At 67.2% G+C, this 22,939-nt stretch carries 12 protein-coding genes and 1 tRNA gene; 1 reads left to right on the top strand and 12 read right to left on the bottom strand.

The window, feature by feature from the left end:
• Window positions 1-100: 100 nt before the first annotated feature.
• The 10 genes from FB562_RS03025 to FB562_RS02980 all read right to left on the bottom strand — a co-directional run bounded on the left by FB562_RS03025 (window position 101) and on the right by FB562_RS02980 (window position 20,628).
• Window positions 101-4,606, bottom strand: coding sequence for a type VII secretion EssC family protein (locus FB562_RS03025; protein ID WP_141879785.1), 4,506 nt, complete (start codon window positions 4,604-4,606; stop codon window positions 101-103).
• A complete protein-coding gene (locus FB562_RS03020; RefSeq protein WP_141879784.1) occupies window positions 4,603-7,014 on the bottom strand; it encodes a transglutaminase TgpA family protein in 2,412 nt (803 codons plus the stop codon). Before FB562_RS03020 ends, FB562_RS03025 begins: the two co-directional genes overlap by 4 nt.
• Window positions 7,011-8,258, bottom strand: a complete 1,248-nt coding sequence (locus FB562_RS03015) for a DUF58 domain-containing protein (RefSeq protein WP_141879783.1) — start codon at window positions 8,256-8,258, stop codon at window positions 7,011-7,013. Before FB562_RS03015 ends, FB562_RS03020 begins: the two co-directional genes overlap by 4 nt.
• Before the next feature lie 23 nt (window positions 8,259-8,281).
• Window positions 8,282-9,250: an AAA family ATPase gene (locus FB562_RS03010; protein WP_141879782.1), complete on the bottom strand. Its 969-nt coding sequence runs from the start codon at window positions 9,248-9,250 to the stop codon at window positions 8,282-8,284.
• A gap of 22 nt (window positions 9,251-9,272) precedes the next feature.
• Window positions 9,273-14,831 (bottom strand): Ig-like domain-containing protein, encoded by a 5,559-nt coding sequence (locus FB562_RS03005; protein WP_141879781.1) that lies wholly within the window; start codon window positions 14,829-14,831, stop codon window positions 9,273-9,275.
• Window positions 14,832-14,962: 131 nt separating this feature from the next.
• Window positions 14,963-15,694: a hypothetical protein gene (locus FB562_RS03000; RefSeq protein ID WP_141881060.1), complete on the bottom strand. Its 732-nt coding sequence runs from the start codon at window positions 15,692-15,694 to the stop codon at window positions 14,963-14,965.
• On the bottom strand, window positions 15,694-17,322 hold the full coding sequence (locus FB562_RS02995) for a serine/threonine-protein kinase (protein WP_246081319.1): 1,629 nt from the start codon (window positions 17,320-17,322) through the stop codon (window positions 15,694-15,696). The genes FB562_RS03000 and FB562_RS02995 overlap by 1 nt, the downstream gene beginning before the upstream one ends.
• On the bottom strand, window positions 17,322-18,575 hold the full coding sequence (locus tag FB562_RS02990; RefSeq protein WP_141879780.1) for an FHA domain-containing protein: 1,254 nt from the start codon (window positions 18,573-18,575) through the stop codon (window positions 17,322-17,324). Before FB562_RS02990 ends, FB562_RS02995 begins: the two co-directional genes overlap by 1 nt.
• 5 nt (window positions 18,576-18,580) lie before the next feature.
• Complete coding sequence (locus tag FB562_RS02985; RefSeq protein ID WP_246081318.1) at window positions 18,581-19,405, bottom strand: PP2C family protein-serine/threonine phosphatase; 825 nt, start codon at window positions 19,403-19,405, stop codon at window positions 18,581-18,583.
• 116 nt (window positions 19,406-19,521) lie between these two features.
• Window positions 19,522-20,628: a TerC family protein gene (locus FB562_RS02980; RefSeq protein WP_141879779.1), complete on the bottom strand. Its 1,107-nt coding sequence runs from the start codon at window positions 20,626-20,628 to the stop codon at window positions 19,522-19,524.
• A gap of 260 nt (window positions 20,629-20,888) precedes the next feature.
• On the opposite strand from FB562_RS02980, the gene FB562_RS02975 reads away from it, so the two are divergent.
• The gene (locus FB562_RS02975; RefSeq protein WP_141879778.1) at window positions 20,889-21,701 is read left to right on the top strand and encodes an FUSC family protein; all 813 of its coding nucleotides are present in this window, start codon (window positions 20,889-20,891) and stop codon (window positions 21,699-21,701) included.
• Window positions 21,702-21,802: 101 nt separating this feature from the next.
• On the opposite strand, the gene FB562_RS02970 is transcribed toward FB562_RS02975, so the two are convergent.
• Together FB562_RS02970 and FB562_RS02965 are read right to left on the bottom strand one after the other, a co-directional pair.
• Window positions 21,803-21,878: transfer RNA gene (locus tag FB562_RS02970), tRNA-Glu, on the bottom strand.
• A 98-nt stretch (window positions 21,879-21,976) separates the two neighbouring features.
• On the bottom strand, window positions 21,977-22,894 hold the full coding sequence (locus FB562_RS02965) for a diacylglycerol kinase family protein (RefSeq protein ID WP_342777273.1): 918 nt from the start codon (window positions 22,892-22,894) through the stop codon (window positions 21,977-21,979).
• Between the last annotated feature and the right edge of the window lie 45 nt (window positions 22,895-22,939).

Below are 22,939 nucleotides of genomic sequence, written 5' to 3'. Positions count from 1 at the left end.
CGAGTAACCCCCAAACGGCGATTACCTCACTGAAACGACACTAATGTGCGGTGTCGCGGTAGGCGATGGGTAGCGGTACCCATGCCCCGTCGTGCAGTCACTACTCAGGCAGAGCCAACTGCACCCTCCTGACCTTTCCTGCCTGCACGAAGTTTCCTCTTCCCTCCGGGAACTCCGAACGCTTCGCGCGGGGGAACGAAGTCTTGAAGAGCAGATCGCCCTCGTGCGGCTCGGGCTGCAACGCGAACCCGCGGCGTGCCGCCTTGAACTCCATCAGGAGGGGCCACGACTGGCTCCACGTGCTGTTCTCCGACTCCCCCACCACGAAGTGGTCGTTGCGTTTGGCGGCCTTGATGAGGGCCGTGAGATCCTGATCGGCCGATGTGCTCAAGAAGTCCGAGATCGACTCGACCAGGATGCACATCCTCGTCGCCGGTGTCGCGGGCTGCCCCGCGCGTTCCAGAAGCTGCTTCGCAAGCTCCGCCGCGGCATCCGGACCGACAGCAGTGCCGGTCCAGCCCGGGCGCCGCGACAGCGATGACTTGGCGTTGCCGAAGTAGAAGAGCTCAGCCGTGGGCAGACTCGCCCTCAGCGTCTGGGCCAGGGTCGCCAGGGCGGTGGAGCGCCCGCTGGCGGGCGGACCTGTGAGCATGAAGGCGCCCTCGGGCACGATGGCGAAAGGCTGGAGGTCGTCGTCGGCCACGCCGATCACGACCTTGCCGCTCGCCGCAGCCTCCGCCACGGCTCCCGTCAACTCAGCCAATGGGATCTCATCGGCGAGGCGCTCGATTGCGGGAGCCTCAGGGATGCCGTTGTCGCGCATGGCCTTGGCCAGCTTCTCGATCGCCCGCGCCTGATCCGCGACATTGGCTGTGCCGCCGAAGACCGCGATCTGGGCCTCGAGCTGATCGAGAACAGCGCGGCCCGGAGGAGACGCCGCAGACAGCACATCGGACGGGGCGTCGATCATCGCGTAGTCGTTCTCGTCGGTCAGCCGGAGCGTGACCTTGCGCTGGAACGACGCGCTCACCGACGGCGAAATCGAGCCCGGCCGGTCGGCCGAGACGACGACATGGACGCCGACCTGGCGACCGTCAGACAGCACCTGCAGGAACTGGTTGAACAGCACCGACGATGCGACGAACTCGTACTCCTGGCGGAACGTCGCCATGCCGTCGATGAGCAGCAGGATGCGCGGCTCCTGCGGCTGCGAGGCGAGCGCGCGGTACTCGGCCACCGTGCTCGCCCGGACCGCGCCGTAGCGCAGGACCCGCTCGTCGATGATGCCGCGCAGCCGCTTGATCAGCCGGGCGACCCGCTCGGAGTCGTCGCCCGCTATGACAGCACCGACGTGCGGAAGCGCCTCGAGTATCCGGAGCCCGCCCGACGCGAAATCGAGCGCATAGACCTGCACAGGCCCGCCGCGAGGCGTTATGGCGGCTGCGATCGCCAGGGACCGCAGCGCCACGCTCTTGCCCGAGCCACCCGTGCCGTAGACGGCCAGATGGCCATCGACATCCGGCCGGAAGTAGACCGGATACTGCGCCTGCTTCTGGGCGTCGTCGACCACGCCGATCACGAGCTCCTCGTCGGTGCGCTGGCGCAGCAGGCTGAGGTCGTAGACGGAGGCGAGCTCATCGAGCCAGGGTTTGCGAGGTGCCGGGATGCCCGCGGCAGCAGCAGCGGCCGACATCGAGGAGACCAGCCGGGCCGTGTCGTTCGGGCCCAGGTCACCCTTCTCCTCGGCGGCCTCCCCCTTCGGGGCCTCCCAGCGCTTCTCGATTCCGAAGGCCAGCTCGGCGATCTCGATCGACGGTGCCGAGACGGCCTCGCTGGTCCAGCCTCCGGCATATCCTGTCTGAAAGCTGGTGAGGCGGCCGGGGCCGGTCTTGGCGATGCCACGGCCGGGCACGGAGGGGTCGAAGCCCGCGGCAACGGCCGAGCCGACGACATCCGTCGAATCCGACTCATCCGCCATGCGCAGGGCGACCCGCAGATTGGTGTTGGCCCGCAAATTGTCCTTGATCACGCCGGCCGGACGCTGGGTGGCCATGATCAGGTGGATACCAAGCGAGCGGCCGCGCTGCGCGATGTCGACGACGCCGTCGACGAACTCGGGCACCTCACCCACGAGTGCGGCGAACTCATCAATCACGAGCACCAGCGCGGGCGGGCACTCCGGGTCGCCGCGCTTCTCCAGCTCGATGAGGTCCTTGACCTTCTTGCGATTGAACAGGTGCTCGCGGAAGTGCAGCTCTGCGCGAAGGCTCGTCAGAGCACGACGCACGAGGTGCGGGCTGAGGTCGGTGACAAGGCCGACCGTGTGCGGCAGATCGACGCAGTCCGCGAAGGCCGAGCCTCCCTTGTAATCGACGAACAGGAAGGTCACCCTGTCCGGGCTGTACTCGGCGGCCATGCCCAACACCCAGGCCTGCAGGAACTCGCTCTTTCCGGCGCCGGTGGTGCCTCCGACGAGCGCGTGAGGGCCGTGGGTTCGCAGATCCAGATGCAGTGAGTCGACGTTCGACTGGCCGACCAGCGCCCTCAGCTTTCCGGCGCGGCGGGGCTTGTGCGGCGCACCCGGCGTGCGGTCGTGCACCGAGGCGTTCTGGTTCCAGCGGTCGATGACGGCATCGCTGGACAGGGCAAGGTCATGGCCGAGCAGGTCGAGGAATGACACCGAGCGTGGAATGTCGCTCTCATCGGAGACAAGCGCGCCGGCATCCGACACCGAGGCGAGGCTTCGAGCGAACGTCATCGCGCGGGCCGTCGTCACGCGACTGATCTGCACATCGTCGATCAGCTGCCCCGTGCGGACGAGGCCGACGGTCGCCTTCGGCTGCTGCTCATGAACCTCCAGGAAGGTCCTGCAGGCGGCAGGCAGGGCGGTACGAGTGGATGCGATCCAGATCGGGAAGATTCCGGCCTCGGGGGCCTTCTCCACCAGCTGCACGATCCTGGCCCGGTCGACCGGGGCGTCGTCGGAGATCACCACGACGATGCAGGGCATCTCCGGCAGCTCATCGGAGTCGTTCGACTTCTCGTCACCGACTTCGGCTCCCTTCGCCATCACGGCGTCATCCAGTGAGAGCGCGCCGCGATTCTGCCCGGGGCGCTTGCGTGAACCGCCCGTGCGGGTCTCGATGAGCTCCTCGAGATCGGCGATCAGCTTCGCACCCGTCGCGGCGCTGTCGGCGAGCTGGACCCCCTGGAGAGGGCTGCCCGCGGCGCCCGTGTGCGGCAGCCACTTGATCCATTCGAGCTCCTTCGACCAGGTCGGGCTGAGGATGGCACTGAACGCCAGCTCGGCGGGCGAATGCAGGGCGGCCAGCTGCACGAGCACGCTGTGCGTCGCCTCCAGCACCGGCACCTCGTCGCCGCTCAGCCCCAGCGCGCCGGCATCACGGAGGCTGTCGACTATGGGAACACCGGAGATGTCCTCGAAATACTCGATGGTCGCATCCAGACGTTCTGCGTAGCCCGGGAGGCCGTTGGCGTTGTTGCGCCCCCGGATCTCGTTGCGCGACGGCGCGGTTCCGATGCCGAGCCGCACATTGAGGAACGACCAGTGCTCAGGCCGGCGGGTCCACAGAAGCGGGCCCAGAGCATCCGTGTGCTCCAGCAGTTCCTCTGTGGAGACCGACTCCTCGAGGCGCACGCTGCGCTCGAGCACGACCTCCTTCTCCATCATCTCGCCCAGCTGCAGGAGCTTGCGATCGAACTTCTCGATCTGCGCCTTCTGCGTGCGCTTCTCTCTCATGCGCTGCGTGAAATAGGTGCCGGCCATCATCACGGGCGACAGTGCCACGAAGATGATGGAGAGCGGATTCTGGGTGACGGCGAACAGGATCGGCCCGACCAGGAGCGGGGCGACCAGGGCCAGCCACGGGAATGGCATCGGCTCGGACTCGCGTGGCACATCGGGGCCGTCGTACTCCTCGCCGGGATAGCGGGCTTCGACGCGAGGAGAACGGTTGAACGCGACAGGCCCCACACGCCCCTGGGCCGGGGCAGGAGTCGAACGGCCCACTAGCTCGGCACGCAACACGGTGTCGCCCAGCGTGACCGTCTGCCCCGAGCGGAGGCTGATGCGGGTGACCTCGCCGCCATCCACCACAAGGCCGTTGGCGGAGTTGAGGTCGACGAGGTCGATCGTGTCGCTCACCTCGACCCTCGCGTGACGCTTGGAGACCAGCGGATCGTTCAGCCGAATGCCACTTGCAGCATCTCGCCCGATGACGGTCGAGCCTGCCCGCAGCTCGAAATCCCTGCCCGCATCCGGCCCGGAATCGACGCGAAGCACACCCAGGACAGGGCCTGCGTCGGCACCCGGCCTCGTGCCCTCACGCACGATGCGCACCGCGGCACCCGACGCGATGACCGCCTCGGCGATCGGGGTGCCCGGATCGAGCACCCGGCTGCCGCTCACACCGGGGAATGCGACCTCGAGAGTCGCGCCCTTCGCCTCGCCGCGCGGCACGGGCGAGATCGGGTCGGCGGCCAGCAGCTCGCCTGCGACGTCGCTCACGGTCGCCCCGACATCGGTCGCCACCACCAGATCGGCGTCAGGACCCGACTGCCTCTTGAGTGTGAGCTTGAGCTTCATGAGTCGCTCCTCTTCCGTGAGATGCGGTTCGCCCAGTCACGGGCAGAACGGACGCGATACCTGGCCAAGAACCTGCGCATGCGAGAGAGTCCGACGCGCGCGGCCTCGACCGCGAGCTGAGCCTCCGACCAAGCCTGCGCGCTGCGCTCGTCATCGATCGGCTGCCCGGAGAACACGGCCTCGTCGGTGGTGCTCGCGAGCGGGCGCAGCGAGACGGCGCCCTCCCCCGCCACCTGGCGGTCGAGATGATCGGCGACGCGGATGCGCGTGCTCGCCGCAGGAACGTCGTAGCCGAGCTCAGAGAAACGGTCGACGAGCTCCTCCCACGCCCCGGCGACCCTGTCGTGGCCCTCCGCTGCGGCCCGACGTCGCGTCGCGCGCCGCGCCTTGATGAGGCCCACAATGAGCATGGGAATGAACACGATGGCGGCGGGGATCAGGATGCTCAGGCCGAGCACATAGACCCACCCGGGAATGTCGAACCAGCCGCCGTCGTCCTCCTCCTGCGACTCCTCCAACTCGACCGGCGTCAGCAGGTCCTCATCGTCGTTGTCCATGCGCGGGGGCTGGCGCACCTGGGGCTGCGGTTCGCTCTTCGGCTTCGGCGTCTGGTCCTGGGGGATGTCCGTCTCATCCGGAGTCGGCTCGAAGGCGACCCAGCCGACGTCGTCGAAGGCCACCTCCACCCACGCGGTCACGTCGTCGCCCGTGACCTCTACGACCGGTGCCGCCTCGACATCCGCAGCATCCGGGGCGAAGCCCATGACGACGCGCGCCGGGTAGCCGAGGCTGCGGGCCATCAGCGCGAACGCGGACGCGTACTGCTCCTGGTCGCCGACCATCTGGTTGCGCTCGAGCAGCTCGGTCACGCGGTCGGCGCCGTGCCCCGCGCGGGAGGCAACCGAATCGGATGCGCGGCCGTGGCTCAGGAATCCCTGCGACACGAGCGCCAGGCGGATCGCCTCGAGCTGCGCCGCCGGCGACGCCGCCGATGCCGCGAACTCCTGCGCCTTCACCGTGACGATGTCGGGGGCAGCCTCGACGGGCGGCAACTCGACGGACGCGATGGGCACCTCAGCGAGATCGGCCGCAGTCATCGGCGCCTGTACCGTCGCATCGAGTGTGTAGCTGTCGCCCGCATGCAGCCCGGAGGTGAGAACTGCCGTTCCCGTGGAATCGTTGTACCGCAGGTCGTCGGTGGCCGAGCTTGCGTCACCGTCTGTGAAGCGGATGTCGTTCGGGTACCCGAGGCTGGGAAGCCAGACATCCTCGTAGGTCTCGATCGTGAAGGTGACGTCGCGCCGCGCCTCCGGGGTGACGAACGACTGCTTTGGCAGCGACCGCCCCACCAGGTTGAAGGTGCCCGAACCGTTGGTGCTCGTCTCCGGCCCCGTCACGTTCCACAGCTTGCCGGTGAAGGAGTCGAGCGTCGCCAGGCGCACCTTGTCGCCGGCCTGCAGCCCCTGCACTGTGAACAGCACGTCATCCGTCACCTGCTTCGTGTAGTGCCGGAAGCCCGAGAGCGGGCTCGGGTACTGAAGCGGGTCGAAGGGCGGCTCGATCTCGTCGCGCAGCACGAAGCGCTGATCCTTGGGCGGGGCCAACCAGAAACCGGCGCCCCCGCCGAGCAGCACCGCGGCGATCACGACGACCGCCGTGCCGGCGACCCTGCGACCGTGCAGTCGCCGCGCGCCCTCAGGTGAGACCGAGGATGATGCCGGCCTGCGCCGCCACCCCAACCAGACGAGCGCGAGCACCGCGAAGGTGACCCCGCGCAGACCAGCCTGGAACGGGTCATCCGTACCGATGAGGATGCTGGCCACATAGATCGCCATGGGGCCGAGCAGTGCCAACCCGAAGCGCCAAGCGGCTCGCGGTCGCGTCGACAACCAGCGCGCGGCGAGCGTCGTCGACACGAGCGCCACAAGCCAGGTCGCCACATACGGCACCACCTGGATGTACTGCGGCGCGCCGATCGGGGTGCGCAGCGTGACGATGTCGGCCCAGCCGAACACGGCGCCCACGGCGAGACTCGCGAGCGACTGCAGACTCGGCAGCACCACAAGGATGCCCTGCTGCGGAACCGCCAACGCCGTTCCGAACAGGAAATAGGCGACGATCGCGACGAGCACCGTCTGCACCAGCCCGAGGCGGAACAAGGACGACAGGATGCCCGTCGCCGCGCCCACGATGAGGCCGCCGAGGGCCGGGATGAGAAAGCTGTAGCCGCCGAACGACGGCTCAAAGCCGACGAGGCCCACAACCACGAGGAGCAGGAGCACGGCGATATCGGTCCAGGTGCGGCTGCTGGGCCTGCGCAGGCCGGTGCGCGCCTCCGCTGTTCCGTCGCCGGTCTTCGTGCCGGTCTTCGTGCCGCGCTTCGCCGCCGCGTCGCCTACCGCGCTCATCCGGTGAGCCCCCGCACGAGAGAAGGAAGGTCAGAAAGATCGCCCACCGTTGTCATGGTGAGCCCGGCCACAGCCGAGATCTTCGGCTCCGCACCCTCCACGATGTGAAAGCCCACCTGGCTCGTGTCCTGGCCGAAGAGCGACTGCACGCTGCGGAAGTCGGCCACCGTCATCCGCGAACCGCCGACGATCATGACGACGCTCGGCGCCGGCAGTCGCTTCGTGCGCTCACGGGCGAAGCCTCGCAAGGTCGCGAACTCGCGGCCAGCAGGCTCGACGCGGCAGGAGGCATCCAGCATCGCCGTGACCGTCTGGGTTCGCCACATCCCCGCCTCGCTGACCACATTCATCTGAGTGCCGTCGCGGATGATCTGAGCAGCGATCGACGCCGTCACCGACACTGCCAGCTCGAACTCCTCCTCGGAGGCGTAGAGGTCGCTCCGTGACGCGTGGATCATCGTCACCTGCGAGCGCCTCGTCTCCTGGAACTGCCGCACCATCAGCTGCCCGATGCGGGCCGAGGTGCGCCAGTGCACATAACGACGGTCATCGCCGGGCACATACGGCCGCAGCGCGTGGAATGCGATGTCGTTGTTGGTGATCTTGTTCGAGACCTGCCCCTCGAGGTCGCGCACGAGGCCCGCCGCAGACGGGGCCAGGCGCACGGTTCGCGGATGCACGAAAAGGTCGACAGGGTCGGCCCACTTCTGGCTGCGCCGCAGCAGGCCGAGCTGGTCACCGCGCACCGACTCCGACGGGCCGGCCACGATGACGGCCCGCTTGCTCGTGGGTACGGCGAACAGCTCCTCGTGCTCCTCCTTCGGCTTCATCGAGGGAAGCTGGAACTCGGCGAGGCCTCGACCCACCGGCAACTCCATGCGCGTCGGCGGCAGATTTCGAGCGCCCGTGTTGCTCACGAGCATCCGCCCCATCGCCCGGTCTCCGACGACGACACGGCGCGGATTCAGCTCGATCAGCACACCGTACGAGGCCCGTCCGAACAGGAAGAACACGCTGACCACGACCGCCGCCAGCAGCACCGCGGCCAAATAGGTGAACTCCTGCCAGCCGAAGATCGCACTCAGCACGAACGCCACAAGACCGAGACCCAGCACCAGCCAGCCGAGCGGGGTCACCACGCGCAGAAAGGGCAGGACGGCACGCCGGACTGCCCGCACGACGGGCAGGACGAGGGCCCCCACTGCTGTGAGGAACCTGGTGACGGACTCGGGCACGCGACTCATTCGGAACAGTTCGGTTGGCGGGACTACGCGGCCCGGTAGGCGGGCGGCTCGATGCCGACGAGGATGCGCTCGACGATCTCCTCCGCCTTCACCCCGGCGAACTCCGACTCCGGGTCGAGGATGATGCGGTGGGCGAGCACAGGAACGGCGAGGTCGCGCACATCGTCAGGGGTGGCGTAGGTGCGGCCCTGCGTGATCGCCCATGTCTTGATGGCGCGGGCGAGCGCCATCGCACCGCGCATGCTCACGCCAAGCACCACGTCGCGATCCTTGCGGGTGCCCTCGACGATGTCGCTCAGGTACTGCATAACCGACTCGTCGACGAAGACCTCCGTGGCGAGGGCCGCCATGGCGACGATCGACTCCGGCTTGATGATGGGCGACACGAGGGATGCGCGGGCGCGCGTCGCCGAGTCCATGAGCAGCGCCACGGTCGTCTTGGTGTCGGGGTAGCCGAGCGTCGTCTTGATGAGAAAGCGGTCGAGCTGAGCCTCGGGGAGCTTGTACGTTCCCGCCTGCTCGACAGGGTTCTGGGTTGCGATCACCAGGAACGGGGCGCCGACCGGATGCCCTTCGCCGTCGATCGTGACGACCCCCTCCTCCATGACCTCAAGCAGGGCGGACTGGGTCTTCGGGCTGGCGCGGTTGATCTCGTCAGCGAGCACGATCGAGGCGAAGATCGGACCCTTGTGGAACTCGAAGCGGCCCTTCGACTGGTCGAAGATCTGCACGCCCGTCACATCGGAGGGCAGCAGGTCGGGGGTGAACTGGATGCGCGAGGTCGAGCCATCGAGCGTGTTCGCCAGCGCCTTCGCCAGAACCGTCTTGCCCGTGCCGGGGTAGTCCTCCAGCAGCACATGGCCGTCGGAGACGAGCGCCGTCAGCACGAGGCGGATGACGTGATCTTTGCCGACGATCGCCTTGTCGACGTTCGCGATCAGCTTCTGGAAGGCATCCGCGAACCATGTCGCCTGCTCCTGGGTTACCGGCATGTTTGTTCCTGTTCCTTGACTGTCATCCGTTGAAGTTGACGTGATTGCTTTCAATTCCATCGACGATCACATACGTGTCGGCCCAGCCGCAGTGCACCTGGCTCTCGTAGGAGTTACCGGTGAACGTGCGGTCGTACCCATCCATGTAGCCGTTGCAGTAGTGCTTCACCGTGTGCGTGCCGCCGCCGAAGTCGGAGAGTGTGATCTTGTGCTGGAAGCAGCCCGGCGTTCCGCTGCTCTGGCAGTTCACCGCGGTTCCCCGCTCCAGCGTGACCTTGGGGTTGGCCTTGTAGGTCACGTGCGTGTTGCCTGAGCTCGTGGAGGGCCCGTCGCCGCTGCCGTTGCGTGCGTAGACGGTGAGGCTGTAGTCGGCGTTCGCATTGCCCACCGCAAGAGATGCCGAGGTGTTCTTCGTCACCGTGGCGGTGCCGCCGTTGATCCTGTAGACGTACTCCATGCCATCGCCGGCGGCATCCGCGGTGGCGTTGCTCGGTGGCGTCCACGACCAGGTCAGCGTCGTGGCACCCGTCGCGCCGCCCGGCGTGCTCACACTGGCGGGGGCGGTGGGCTTCGGCTGGTCCTTGACCGTCGTGGCCGACGATGCCGTCTTCGGGCCGGACTTGCCGCCCGAGTTCGTCGCATACACGCTCACCGTGTAGCTGCCCGCGCCCAGACCGCTGATCGTGGCTGACGTCAGGTCGACGCCGCTGCCCGTCGCGCCATTGCTGGCCTCCCAGGTGTAGGTCGTCTGGCCGCCGGTGCCCGAGACGAGAGGCCACGTCCAGGTGACGCTCGCGGGCGACCACTTCGACTGGCTGCTCAGCGTGGGCTGTGTCGCCGACGGGGTGCCGTACGGCGTCACCGGGTCGCTGTACGTCGACCAGGCGCCCGGCCCGTGCTCATTGATCGCGCGCGCAGAGATCGTGTACGGCGTGCCGTTCGTCAGGCCCGTCAGGGTGCACTCGGCGCCCGCCGTGCATGTGGGCAGATTCGCCACCGCAGGGCTCGTGCGCAGCTCATAGGACGTGATCGGCTTGCCGTTCGTGGCCGGCGCGGCGAAACGGAAGCTCGCCGAGTGGTCGGCGCCGATGTCGGAGTTCGGCGAGCGCACAGGCTTCTGCACCTCATCGGGCACATCACTGACGACGAGCCGGATCGTTCCGTTGACCCGCCTGTCTTTGTCTTCTGTCGCATCCTGCACCGTGTAGATGACCTCGACGACGCCGCTCTTCAGCGAGGGGTTCGGGGCGATCTTCACCGTGTCCTTCGTGAACGACACCGTCGCCGGTTCACCGGTGTTCGACACCGTCGCCCCCACGATCGTGAGCGCCTCGCCGGTCGTCTGGTACGGATTCGAGTCGTTCGTCAACGGGTTCGCCGTGATCGAGCCGGACGAGCCGTCGCCGCCACCGCGCTTCATCTCGTAGGCATCCGTCACCGCGAAGGGCAGGGGCCTCGTCGAACCAACGACGGTGACATTGATGGTGCCCGGAACCTCGAATTTGTCCCAGCGCAGCGTCACACCGAGCGTCATCGTCGTGCCCTTGGGCGTGTTGCGCGGAACCGAGAGATGCAGCTCCGAGCCGCTCAGATTCGCCTGCAGCCCGTCACTGGCGCCCGTCACATTCGAATACGTGACCTCCTGCAGGATCTTCGGGTTCGGATGCCCCGTCGACGCCCGCAGATCGATGACGGTCTCCTCCCCCACCTCCACCTGGGTGTTGGGAGTCGTGAACTCGGGCGGGGTGTCGCGGAACTCGGGGTCGCCGACGACGATGTTGAGCGTGAGCGAGGCCTTGACACCCTTGGGGTCGTTCTTCGACGCACCGTCGGTGACCGTGAAGTTGATCGCCGCCGGCCCCCGGTAGTCGGTCGCCGGAGTGAAACGCAGCGTGTCTTTGTCGACGAAGATCTTGTCGCCGTTCGACTGGATGCCCGTGACCGTCGTCTCGTCGTAGATCCAGGCGTCACGGCCGGACGGCACCTTGACGATGTCGGCGAGATTCCACTCGCGCGTCTCGTTCATACTCACGTACTGCGTCGGCAGGTTCGGGTCGATGTAGGGCGGGTCGTCGTAGCCCTCTGCGACGGCCGCCGGAACCAGGATGAACGCCAGCGCGCTGAGATCGTCGGCCTCGTTGGTGACGCGGTAGGCGATCGCCTGCCGCTTCTCACCCGGCGTGACCTCGATGCGACCATTCCGCTCGAGCAGTTGCGCCGCATCCGCATTCGGCCCCTCGACCGTCACCACAAGATCGGAGTTCGGCCCGGAGGGGTTGAAGGCGTAGCCGTCGAGCACGTCGACCGTGATCGACTTCTTGCCGGCGATCTCCTTCGTCAGGATCGGAACGTCATCGGCCGACGGCGGAAGCAGCGGTGCGTTGGGCGTCACCTGCACCAGTGCGTAGCTCATGGTGCGACCGCCGCGGTCGTTGCTCAGCTCGTACCGCACGGAGAAGGACTGCTCCTCATCCGGCGCCTTCACCACCAGGTAGCGGTTGCCGACGACCTTCACGTCGATGCCCTTCGGCACGTCGACGAGTTCCTCCGAGATCTTGATCGGGGCGCCCTGCGGGTCGGAGTCATTCGCCAGCAGATCGACCTGGGCCAGCCGCCCCGGCCGCACAGAGACGCTGTCAGGCACCGCAGTGGGCTCCTGGAGCTCATCCGGCTCGGGGATGACGGCGATCTTGATCTCGCCGACGCCCGTCGCGCCGAACGCGTCGTACACCTCGTAGCTGAAGACATCCGTTCCTGCGGCGGCAGGCGAAGCCTCGTAGAAGAAGAAGTTCGGGCCCGTGTCGACGACCGAACCGAACATCGGATTGCGCGGGAAGTTCAGGAGCTGCGTCGAGTCGCCATCCGGATCGATACCGTCGAGCGGCACATCCACCCTGATCGTGCCTCCCGCCAGCACGCGGGCGACCAGCGGAGCAGGCTCCGGATCGCGGTTGTTCGCGTCGTCGAAGGGCACGACCGTGAAGATGGCCGTCGCCGTCGAGGTCTCCCCGAAGGGGTCGAGAACGCGGTAGTCGACCCGGTACTCGCCCGGCTTCGTCGGCGCCTGGAATCGCAGGTGGTCGTCGCTCACGAACGCGAGCCCGTCGCCGGGCGGCGTCACGAGCGTGTCATCCAGGAACATGGGCGAATCATCCGGATGGAAATCGTTGTCGAGAACATTGAGCGTCGCGATGTCACCGACACGCACTCGCATCGCATCGTTCTGCGCCACCGGCGGCTGATGCTTCGTGAGCGCCGGCATCGGCACGATCGTCACACCCGCCGTCGCCGTGTTGAGCCCGTCGGAGATCGTGTAACTGAACGAGAGCTGCTCGGTGAGCGCCTGAGGCGACGTGACCCGCACGAGCGTGCTCTCGAGCAGCTCGACCACAAGCCCCTTCGTCGTGTACTCGACAGGAACATCGATCGACTGCACTGCGAGCACCCGACCCACCGGACTCACATCGTTCGACAGCACCGAGACGGTCGTCGGCTCATCGCCGCGCAGATAGGCGGTGTCCTTCACCGCGATCGGCGGCAGCTCGGCATCCGCAGGCTTCTCGAGCACATCGATGCGCACGATGCCCACGCTCGTGTTCGCGCCCGCGCTCAGCGTGTACTTGACGTAGAAGATGCCCGGCGACGACGATCCGAAGGTGAGGGTGCCGGCATCCGAATTGAAGCTCGCCTGCGCACCGCCGCCCGGTTCTTCGATCGCGACGAGGCCCAGCTGCGCGCCCGAAGGGGAGATGTCGTTCAGCAGCGGTTCGACGACGACCGACTCGTCGACGAAGGTCGTCGTGAAGTCTGGGGTGCCGACCGGGTTGAGGGTTCCCGGTGCCTCCACCGTCACGGTGAGGGTGCCCTGCACGGGCTCGCCGCGGCCATCACTCACCGTGAAGACGACCTCCTTCTCGCCCAGCTCCGAAGTGCTGTGGGTGAAGGTGACGAAGCCATCGGGGGTGAAGCGCACGAGGTCGCCCGACTTCGGGCTCGCGCCAAGCAGATAGAGGTCGTCGCCGTCGGGGTCCTTCCAGTCAGTCAACACGTTGTAGCTGACCGTCTGGTTCGCCTCCACCGCGACGCCGCCGCCGCGGAGCGCATAGGGGATCTCGTTGGACTGCTCGGAGACCACCCTGGCCGTCACCCGGGCCGAGTCGGTGCCGCCGCGGCCGTCGTCGACCGTGTAGCCGAACGAGACGCTGCCCACGAAACCGGGGGCCGGGGTGAACTGCAGCGCCCGCGAGCCGTCAATCGCATCGATACGCCCCGTCGTCTCGGCGATCCTGTCCCGCGCCGAGATGACGAGCACGTCGCCGTCAGGGTCTGTGTCGTTGTCGAGCAGCGGCAGGATCGTGGTGCGACCGGGCCGGATGCCGAAATCGTCGTCGTTCGCCGTTGGTGCCCGGTTCGTCTCGGTGCGCTCCGCGAGCGTGTCTTCGAAGGACTGGATGGCTGACTTCTCGTCGCCCTCCACCTCCGATTCCTGCTCCTCCGGCGGCACGATGTCGTCCCAGTTCTCGACCAGACGCATGTTCTCGTCGACGAGCCACACATTGCCATTGTCGAGATTGTTCAGGGCGATCACCGTACGGTTCACCCGGAACTCCAGCGTCGAACCCTGCGTCGGCTGCTCGATGTCGACCGGCTCGCCCTCGGCCCCATCGCACGACAGCAGGTAACGCTGCGCACCGGCCCAGGCCCCATGGGCACAGCCGTCGAGATACACAGGGGCTGAGACCCCGGATGCTTCGGTCACAGGCTTCGAGACATCAGCAGGAACGCTCTCCACAGAGCCGGAGCCGAGATCGACCTTCAGCAGCGAGTCGCCCGTCGCCACCACCGCATAGTCAGACTCGGGGCCGGTCTGCTGCAATCGCAGCCCCTCCTCGCCCAGCTCGTGCTTCGAGCCATCCTGAGTGATCAGCTCATTCGTCGACTGGTCGAAGATGACGGCCTCGTCGCCCACCGCTGCAAGCTGGAACTCGCCCAGCTCGGGCAGATCGCTCCGCTCAGGCGCATCGGCGAGCGATGCGATGCGAAACAGCGCCCGCTCGTCCGGGGAGACCGCAAGGATCTCACCATCCTTCGTCACCGTTGAATGGGCGTCATCGCCCAGCTTCACGAGAGGAGGGGTCGACACGTAGTTGAACTGCAGATCGCCCACCGCAGGGATGGCCCACAGCTCCCCGGCATCCGACATGATCGCCAGCGTCGTGCCGCCGTACGAAACCTCGGAACCCTTCGGCACCTCGATCGCCGAGGTCACCTCGGTCGTCGCCGGGTTCACCGACTCGATGCGCCCCGCCACAGGGTCGTACATGAACAGGGTGTCGCCATCCTGCAGCACGTCGAACGACGGGCTCGACGCCACCACCGAGCCGTTCAGCTCGTCGATCTGCCGATTCAGGCGGCCGCCCAGCAGCTGCTCGCCGTTCGTCACCCACACATCACGGGAGGTGAGGTCGACGTCGGAGATCGGAAAACCCGGATGCAGCGCCGCGATCGTCAGGGGAACGCCGGCAACGACAGCCAGGACGAGCGTCGATGCCAGCGTCTTCCGACTGCCGCGCCGAAGCATCCGACCCACGTTAGAGACTCCCCCTGGATTCGCAGTCGCCTGCGGCTAATGATGTTTCGCCTTGGGCGACAGGGATTAACCTAACACGGCTTCTACCCACCAATGGGGGTCATGGGCAGAACTGCCCATGCTCAGGCTTCGGCTGCTGCCGCATCCGGAGCGGGGCGATGTTCCTCGTCATTCCGATCGATGAGGTACAGGTCCTCCGCACTCACCAGGCGGGTCGCCACGGCATATTCGACGAGGCGCAGTCGACGATTCGTCGCCAGGTTGCCCTTGCCGCCGCGAAGCCCTGCGACGCCGATCTTGTCGAGTTTCTCGCACACATTGTCGAGCTTGCGGTTGAACGTCGTCATCGACCAGTGCACCCGTCTGGCGGCCTCCGCCGAAGTGGGGATCTCGCCGCGACCGGGCGATGACTGGCGCAGCACATGCTCGGCGAGCGCCACGATCAGCAGCCTCTGCGAGGAGGTCAGCATGACGGGGGCAATCGTCGTCGAGCCGCCGTCGTCCGTCGCCATCGCCGCCGAGGCGTAGTAGTCGGCGGGCGCATGGATGGTGAACTCGTAGGTCGTCGACCCGGCGCTGAACAGGACCTGCAACTCGGGAAACACGATCGGCAGCCGCGCGCCGGGCGCAAGCCAGGCCTGAACCTGGCCGGTCGCATCCGACACCGTCGCCGACAGCAGATTGCCGACATTGCCGAGCCACCACATGCCGAACTCCTCGTAGATGCGCAGGAAGCGGCGGTGCAGATAGGGGTTGTCGTCGATCACGAGGTCGGACTCGCGCCCGATGTGGAAATCGGCCGGATGCTCGATGTCGTACCACTCACCACAGAACTCGACCCTGAGCGGCTTGATCACGGGTAGCACCCCTCGAGCGGGTTCGCGGAGTCGCGGCCCGAGCGCACGATGCGCACCTCGATGCAGACCTGGCCGCCGTCGAACTCCTTCACCGAGAAGGTGCCGTCGGATGTGCTGCGCATCGGCTCCGCGCTGCCCCGGTCGGTGCGCCTCCAGATGAACGCGTCGCCGTCCTGCGGCTTCGGATTGGTCACCACGAAGTCGAGGGTGCCCTCGCCCGGCGTGGCAGAGACGAACTCGGGCGTCGGGATCGTCTCGACCACGGCCGCAGCGCCGCCTCCGCTGGGCTGCGAGGGATCGGGCTCCTCAACGCTCGGCATTCCGCCGAACACGAGGCCCGCCGTGATACCACCCGCGATGACGAGCACCGCCGCGGCCGCAATCCACAGTGCCAGGCGATTCGCCTTCGTCGGCCGCGGCGCAGCATCCGCAGGCTCCTCGGCGACAATGACTTCGGGCTCTGGCGGTGGCGGTGCGGGGGTGCGGCGGCGCATGACCGTCTCACCCGGCGCCTCCGCTACAGGCTGGGCCTGCACCTGCTGGGCACCGCGCACCCGCGTGGCGTCGTCGGATGCCGGGGGCGGCGTGAACGCAGTGGGCACGGGAGCGGCCGGTTGCGCCTCGATCGTCGAAACCCCGCGGGCACGCGTGGCGTCATCGTCATCGAGCACGCCGTCGCGCACCGAGCCGTCGACGATCAGATTGGGCACGTCGATCGTCGTCGGGCTGTAGCCGAGCTCCAGCTCGACGCGCTGCAGGGCCCGCCCGAACTCGACGGCGGTCGCGAAGCGGTCCTCCCGCCGCGTCGCCATGCCCTTCTGCAGCACCGCGATCAGCGAACGCGGCACATCGCTGCGCTCCAGCGGGGTCACGAGCCCGCGCTCGATACGACCGATCAGGTCGAGCACACCGTTGGAGCGGCCCCGCACCTCGAAGGGGGTGTGGCCGGCCAGCAGCGTGTAGAGGGTCGCGGCGAGCGAGAACACGTCCGCCCGAACATCCGGATTCGGGTCGTCTTCGAACATCTCCGGCGGAGACCACGGCACCGACATGCCCACAGAAGCGCTGCCCGTCGTGCCCGAGGTGTCTTCTCCGCGCAGCGAGCTGAGGCTCGACGTCTGCAGCGGAACCTCATCATCGACTGTCGACGAGATGCCGAAATCGGTGAGGGCCGGCCAGCCGTAGTCATTCGTGAGGATGTTCGCCGGTTTGATGTCACGGTGCAGGATGCCCGCCGCATGAGCGGTTGCCACAGCGCCCGACACGCGCACGCCCGTGCGCAGAACATCGACGACCGACATCGGCTCGCGCTTGTACCGCTCGGCGAGGCTCGGCCCGGAGCAGTACTCCATGACGAAATAGGGGCGGTCGTCGGCCGCGACATCGGCGTGGAAGATCGAGACGATGTACGGATGCGCAGAAAGCTGCGCCATCAGGTTCGCCTCCGCCACGAAGGCGGCCCGGTTGGCGTCGGTGAGCTCCTCGGTGAGCAGCACCTTCACCGCCACCCGGCGCTTCGGCAGATGCTGCTCATACAGAAAGACATCGCTGAAACCGCCCGAGCCGAGCAACCTCACGTGGGTGTAGCCGGGCAGCTCCGGCGACACCGACGTCACTCGGCGCATCAAGCCTCCTCGCGGACGGTCAGGGTGACGCCGCCGCCAAGATCAACGACCGTGCCCACGATCACCGTCGTCGGCTCGCCCTGGCGCAGCTGCTGGGGCGACTTGCCCGGCAGAACGACCTGAGTGCCATTGCGGGAGTGCAGATCGGTGACCACAACCGAATCGCCCTCCACCGCGAGCTGCACATGATTGCGCGAGATGTCCTTGTCACCGGGAATCGTGACAAGCGCCGGCAGCGCACCCCCCGCGACCTTGGTGGCCGTCGGGGCGCGGCCCACCAGCACCGGCTGGCTCCCCAGCTCCTGGCGGCCACCCGTCGACAGTTCGAGGAACAGCGACGACTGCTTCGGCGCGGCGGGCGCAGGGGCGGCCGACTTCTCGCCGCGACGGGCCCGCATCTTCTTCAGGTCGCTCGTCACGATCGTCATGCCGTCGTGGTCGCCCTCCGGAACATCCGAAACCTCATCTTCTTCACCTTCGGCCGCCTCACGTACCGCAGCGCTCGACACGGTGCGGTACATGGTCTCGCCGAAGAGATAGTCGTAGCCCTCATCGGTCGGCAGCACCACGTCACCGCCGTGCGCCTGCACCGTGTCGGAGGAGACCACCGTGTCGACCGCGACAGCGGCGGGAGCGGCCGGCTTCTGGGCGGGCTTCTGCTGTGCTTTCTGCGCTGCCTTCTCTGCTGGGGGCTGCTTCTGTTCGGCGGGCTGCTTCTGTTCGGCGGGCTGCTTCGCGGCGGGATCCTCGGCGGGCTTGCCGGCCGACGCGGCTGACTTCTTGACCGTCTTCTCCGGGGCGGATGCGCCCCTCTCCCCCGCCGCGACGCGCGACACGAACGCCGCGCCCCGCTCCAACGGCAACCACGGCTCCGCTTCAGACCCGGATGCCGAACCGACGACGAGATCGAAGCCCGAAGCATCCGGAACCACCTGCTCAGACCAGGTCGTCACGCCGGCGCCCTCGACACGGCGGTCGCCTGCCGCAGAAGACACCGACACGGACACATCGCCGCGCACGATCACCCTCAGGGTCTCGCCATCGCCCGACCACTCGATCAGCGCGAACGACGGAGCCGCCGAAACACCGCCCCGCGTCAGCTCGTCGAGCGCAGCACCGAAGCCGCCACCTAGCGACGGCCACGACGCCGCCACCGCCTCCGCGGCAGGCCGATGAACCACCTGAAGAAGACTGGCGTTGGCAAGGGCAAGCCAGCCGGAATCACCGGCCGGGGAATAGCTCAGCAGTGTCACAGGGGCTACTTTCTGGGTCGAGTCTCTTCGAGATGGCCAGGCATCCCGCGGTCGTTCGTGTCTTCATCGGCGCTGTGGGCGGTGTCCGCGAGCTCGGCCTCGACCACGATCACCGTCACATTGTCGGAACCGCCCGCCGCGAGCGCCGCCTGCACGAGCCTGTCGGCAACCGACTGCCCCTCCGGCAGCGAGAAGCGGTCGGCGAGGATGCTCGCAATCTGGTCGTCGTCGAGCTCCTTTGTGAGCCCATCGGAGCACACCAGGAACAGCTGGTGGCCGCCCACCGGCAGCAGCCAGACATCCGGCTCAACCGAATCGTCGATGCCGATCGCCCGCGTCACCACATTGCGGTACGGATGATCGATGGCCTCCAGCGCGGAGATCTGGCCCAGATCGAGCATCTCCTGCACCGCCGAGTGGTCGACGGTGACCTGCTCGAGCGCGCGGCCGTCCCAACTGTAGACGCGGCTGTCGCCGACGTTGAAAGCCATCCAGTGATAGGACGAATGGGCCGCCACCAGCGCCAGTCCCGACAGGGTCGTGCCCGAGACGGTCTCCTCATCGGAGAGGGCCACGACGGCCTCATTGGCGGCGCGGATCGTCTCCACCACAAGCTCGGGGCTCGGCAACCCATCGGTGCCCACCGCGGCCGAGAACGCCTCCACGACCGCGCGACTCGCCCTGTCACCGAAGGAATGGCCGCCCATCCCATCGGCCACCAGGAACAGGGGCGGCTCGGCCAGAAAGCTGTCTTCATTGACGCGGCGCACGCGGCCGAGATCGGTGCAGGCGGCCACGGCCAGCCTCAACGGACCCTCGGGGAGCGTCACCTCAAGCTCCATACGGTCCACCCGCCGCCCTCTCGAACCACTCCGCCGCTGCCCCCCGAACGGGTAGCGATCACTGCAGATTAGCAATCATTGCAGCACGGCGTGTACGCGGGCGTCTACTGGCGCGTGCCGTCGCGCCCCTCGGCATCCGCATCGCCCGCAGCGAGCGTCGTGTCGGCATCCGTCTCATGGGCAGCAGGCTCGACCACATCATCGTGCTCGTAGCGCGGCGCTCCGATCGGCATCTCCAGCGGGCTGCGGTGCAGCTTCACGAGACTCGCAATCGTGGCAACAGCCATGGCCGCGACAATCACGCCCAGCGACATCCACGTGTTGAACACCGGGATCCACTCGACCGGGTTGCCGCCGTTGATGAAGAACACCTCGTTCTCGTGCAGAGCATGGAACACCAGCTTCACGCCGATGAACGCCAGGATGAACGCAATGCCGTACTTGAGGTACACGAGGCGGTCGATCAGGTCGCCGAGCAGGAAGTACAGCTGACGCAGGCCCATGAGCGCGAACACGTTCGCCGCGAACACGATGAACGGGCTCTGCGTGATGCCGAAGATCGCCGGAATCGAATCGATCGCGAACACCAGATCGGTCGTGCCCAGGGCGAGGATGACCACCAGGATCGGTGTGAACGTCTTGCGTCCGTCGACCATCGTGCGCAGCTTGCCGCCGTCGAACTCCTCGGTGATGTGGATGCGCTTGCGCAGGAAGCCGATGATGCGGTTCTCCGACTCCTCCTCATCGTCATGCGAGGTGAAGGCCTGATTCCACGCCGTGTACAGCAGGAACAGCCCGAAGATGTAGAAGATCCAGCTGAGGTTCTCGATCAGCGCGGCACCGATCAGGATGAAGATCGCGCGAAGCACCAGCGCGATGATGATGCCGATCATCAGCACCTCCTGCTGGTACTTCTTCGGCACCTTGAAGCGCGCCATGATGATGATGAACACGAACAGGTTGTCGATGCTGAGGCTGTACTCGGTCAGCCAGCCGGCGATGAACTGCCCGCCGTGCTCCGCATCGCCCAGAAGGAACATGAGCCCCGCGAAGACCAGCGCGAGCGTCACATAGAAGCCGATCCACAGGCTCGACTCCTTCACGGAGGGGATGTGCGGGCGCCGGTACGCGATGATCAGGTCGAAGACGATGATCAGCGTCAGCACGACAAGCGAGCCGATCTCGAACCAGACGGGAAGAGCGAGTTCCATGGAAATCCATTCGTGGGGAGGGTACGACAAGGCCCGAAAGTCTCTCCCGCACCGATCTGAACTCGGCACCACCGCATCCGGGACATCGATCTCGACATCCGTACTGACGACTGCGGCATGGGGCGCACCACAGCACAACCCCTAGGGATACTCCCCTTCGCGGAGTTAATGGTAGTCGATCATCGGACTTCGCCTCACAGAAACGGCAACCGGATGCCCCGGCCGGGTGCGAAGACCCTGCGGCGATCATCATTTTCAGAATGACCCGCACCCTCGATCTCGAAGCCGCGACGAGGGCTGCGCTGGCGCTCCTGCTGCCGATGCTCGTGCTGCTCGCCGTCGGCCGCATCGAGCTGGCCGTGTACGCATCCTTCGGCGCCTTCACCGCCCTGTTCGGGCGCAGTGAGCCCTACCGCGTGCGCCTGCTCTCGGTGAGTGCGGCGGCCATCGCGCTCACCGCCAGCATCAGCGCGGGCGTCGTGATCGCCTGCCTCGGCACACCGCTGCCCCTCCTCACTGTCGCGCTCGTCGTCGTCATCGTGCTCGGGGTCATGGCGACCGCCGTCATCGGCTGGATCCCCGGGCAGCCCGTGTTCTTCGTGTTCGCCCTGCTCGTCTGCGCGGTCGTTCCCACGACCTGGCAACAGGCGCCGCTCGCCATCGGGGTCGCCGCGTCATCCGCCGTTCTCGCCTGGCTCATCTGCATGAGCGGTTGGATGCTGCGCCGCCTCGCAGGAACACGGCATGCGCACAGATTCCGCAACCTGCAGCGCCGGCCCACCCGCACCATCGCCGCCGCGTTCGACTCCCAGGTGCTGCAGACAGCGACCATGACCACAATCGCCGCCCTCGCCTCCGGCGCCATCGCACTCAGCCTCGGAATCGGCCGCCCCTACTGGGCGGCGCTCCTCATGATCACCCCGCTCGCGCTCAGCATGAGCAGCCTGAGCATCCCCATGCCCATCGGCCCCATGCTGGTCGACCGCCTCATCGAGACCTTCATCGGCTGCGCGGTCGCCGTGGCCGCGCTGCTGCTTCGCCGGTGGTGGGCGGCGCGGCGCCAGGCCGCCTGAAGCCCGGGCTGTCGGAAGCCTCGGCTTTCTGAAACTCGGGTTTCTGAAACTCGGCTTCCTGAAACGAAGAAACCCGCTCGCGATTGCGAGCGGGTTTCGTGTGGTGACCCCAACCGGATTCGAACCGGTGTTACCGCCGTGAGAGGGCAGCGTACTAGGCCGCTATACGATGGGGCCGCACCTGGCTGCGCAGCGTGCTGCGCAACTCAGAAAGTATGTCATATGGAACAGGACTTGCCAAAACGGAGCAGCCCTCACGCATCCGTTCTCCCCCGTCAGAGGATCGGTGCGAGCAGCCGCAGCGCCCCCGGAACGACCTCGACATCAAGCGGAAGCGGCCCGACTCTTTCGCCGTCCGCGTAGGCGACCACAGCATCCGCCTCCACCCGGATGCTCCTGCCGCGCACAATCGACACGGCAGGGTGCCCCAGATGCCGACCGGCGAAGACGGAGGGGAAGATGCGGATGAACTCCAGCCGCGACAGAGACCCCACCACGAAAACGTCAAGCAGCCCGTCATCGAAACGCGCATCAGGGGTGATCAGCATGCCGCCGCCGATGGAGGTTCCGTTCGCGACCGAAACCAGCATTCCGCGCGTCTCGCGCACGACCCCGTCGACCGTGAGCCGGTACGAGATGGGCTTGAACCGCAGCAGCTCCGCCACCATCGCCAGCGTGTAGCGGCGCGGGCCCCGCGGCCACCGCATCCGGTTCGCCCGATCATTGACGATCGCGTCGAAGCCTGCCGACAGCACGCCCGCGAACCAGACGGTCGACCCGTCGGCACGCGTGACGCGGCCCGCATCGATCACGCGGGGGCCGTGATCGAGGGCGGCCAACAGCATCCGCAACGCCGCCTCCGTGTTGCCCACCGGGATGCCGAGCCCGCGAGCGACATCATTGCCTGTGCCGGAGGGCACGATCCCGAGCGGTGTGGGCGTGCCGGCCAGCAGGTTCGCGCCCAGGCTGGCCATGCCGTCGCCGCCGACGACGATGAGCGCGTCGGCACCGCGCGCGAGCTCTGCCGCGGATGCCGCGCGCAGCTCGTCGAAACCCGATTCGCTCAGCGTGACCACATCGTGCCCGGCCGCCGCGAGCGCCCCGGCGACCTCGTCGCCCGTGCCGCCGCCCGCCCCGAACGATGCGCTCGGGTTGACGGCCACGACGAGTCGCTGGGGCCGGGTCGTCATCATCCCCCGATTATGGCGGAGCCGCGCCACGCACCCCGCGCGACACCC

Origin of the sequence: Homoserinimonas aerilata (genome assembly GCF_006716125.1) — a bacterium.
Taxonomy (GTDB): Bacteria; Actinomycetota; Actinomycetes; order Actinomycetales; family Microbacteriaceae; genus Homoserinimonas; species Homoserinimonas aerilata.
This window is presented reverse-complemented; position numbering and strand designations above follow the sequence as displayed.

What these genes read in the sequence shown, in the direction of transcription:
- FB562_RS03025 (WP_141879785.1), bottom strand. Translation starts at nt 4,606, where the DNA reads ATGAAGCTCAAGCTCACACTCAAGAGGCAGTCGGGTCCTGACGCCGAT.
- FB562_RS03020 (WP_141879784.1), bottom strand. Translation starts at nt 7,014, where the DNA reads ATGAGCGCGGTAGGCGACGCGGCGGCGAAGCGCGGCACGAAGACCGGC.
- FB562_RS03015 (WP_141879783.1), bottom strand. Translation starts at nt 8,258, where the DNA reads ATGAGTCGCGTGCCCGAGTCCGTCACCAGGTTCCTCACAGCAGTGGGG.
- FB562_RS03010 (WP_141879782.1), bottom strand. Translation starts at nt 9,250, where the DNA reads ATGCCGGTAACCCAGGAGCAGGCGACATGGTTCGCGGATGCCTTCCAG.
- FB562_RS03005 (WP_141879781.1), bottom strand. Translation starts at nt 14,831, where the DNA reads ATGCTTCGGCGCGGCAGTCGGAAGACGCTGGCATCGACGCTCGTCCTG.
- FB562_RS02995 (WP_246081319.1), bottom strand. Translation starts at nt 17,322, where the DNA reads ATGCGCCGAGTGACGTCGGTGTCGCCGGAGCTGCCCGGCTACACCCAC.
- FB562_RS02980 (WP_141879779.1), bottom strand. Translation starts at nt 20,628, where the DNA reads ATGGAACTCGCTCTTCCCGTCTGGTTCGAGATCGGCTCGCTTGTCGTG.
- FB562_RS02975 (WP_141879778.1), top strand. Translation starts at nt 20,889, where the DNA reads ATGACCCGCACCCTCGATCTCGAAGCCGCGACGAGGGCTGCGCTGGCG.
- FB562_RS02965 (WP_342777273.1), bottom strand. Translation starts at nt 22,894, where the DNA reads ATGATGACGACCCGGCCCCAGCGACTCGTCGTGGCCGTCAACCCGAGC.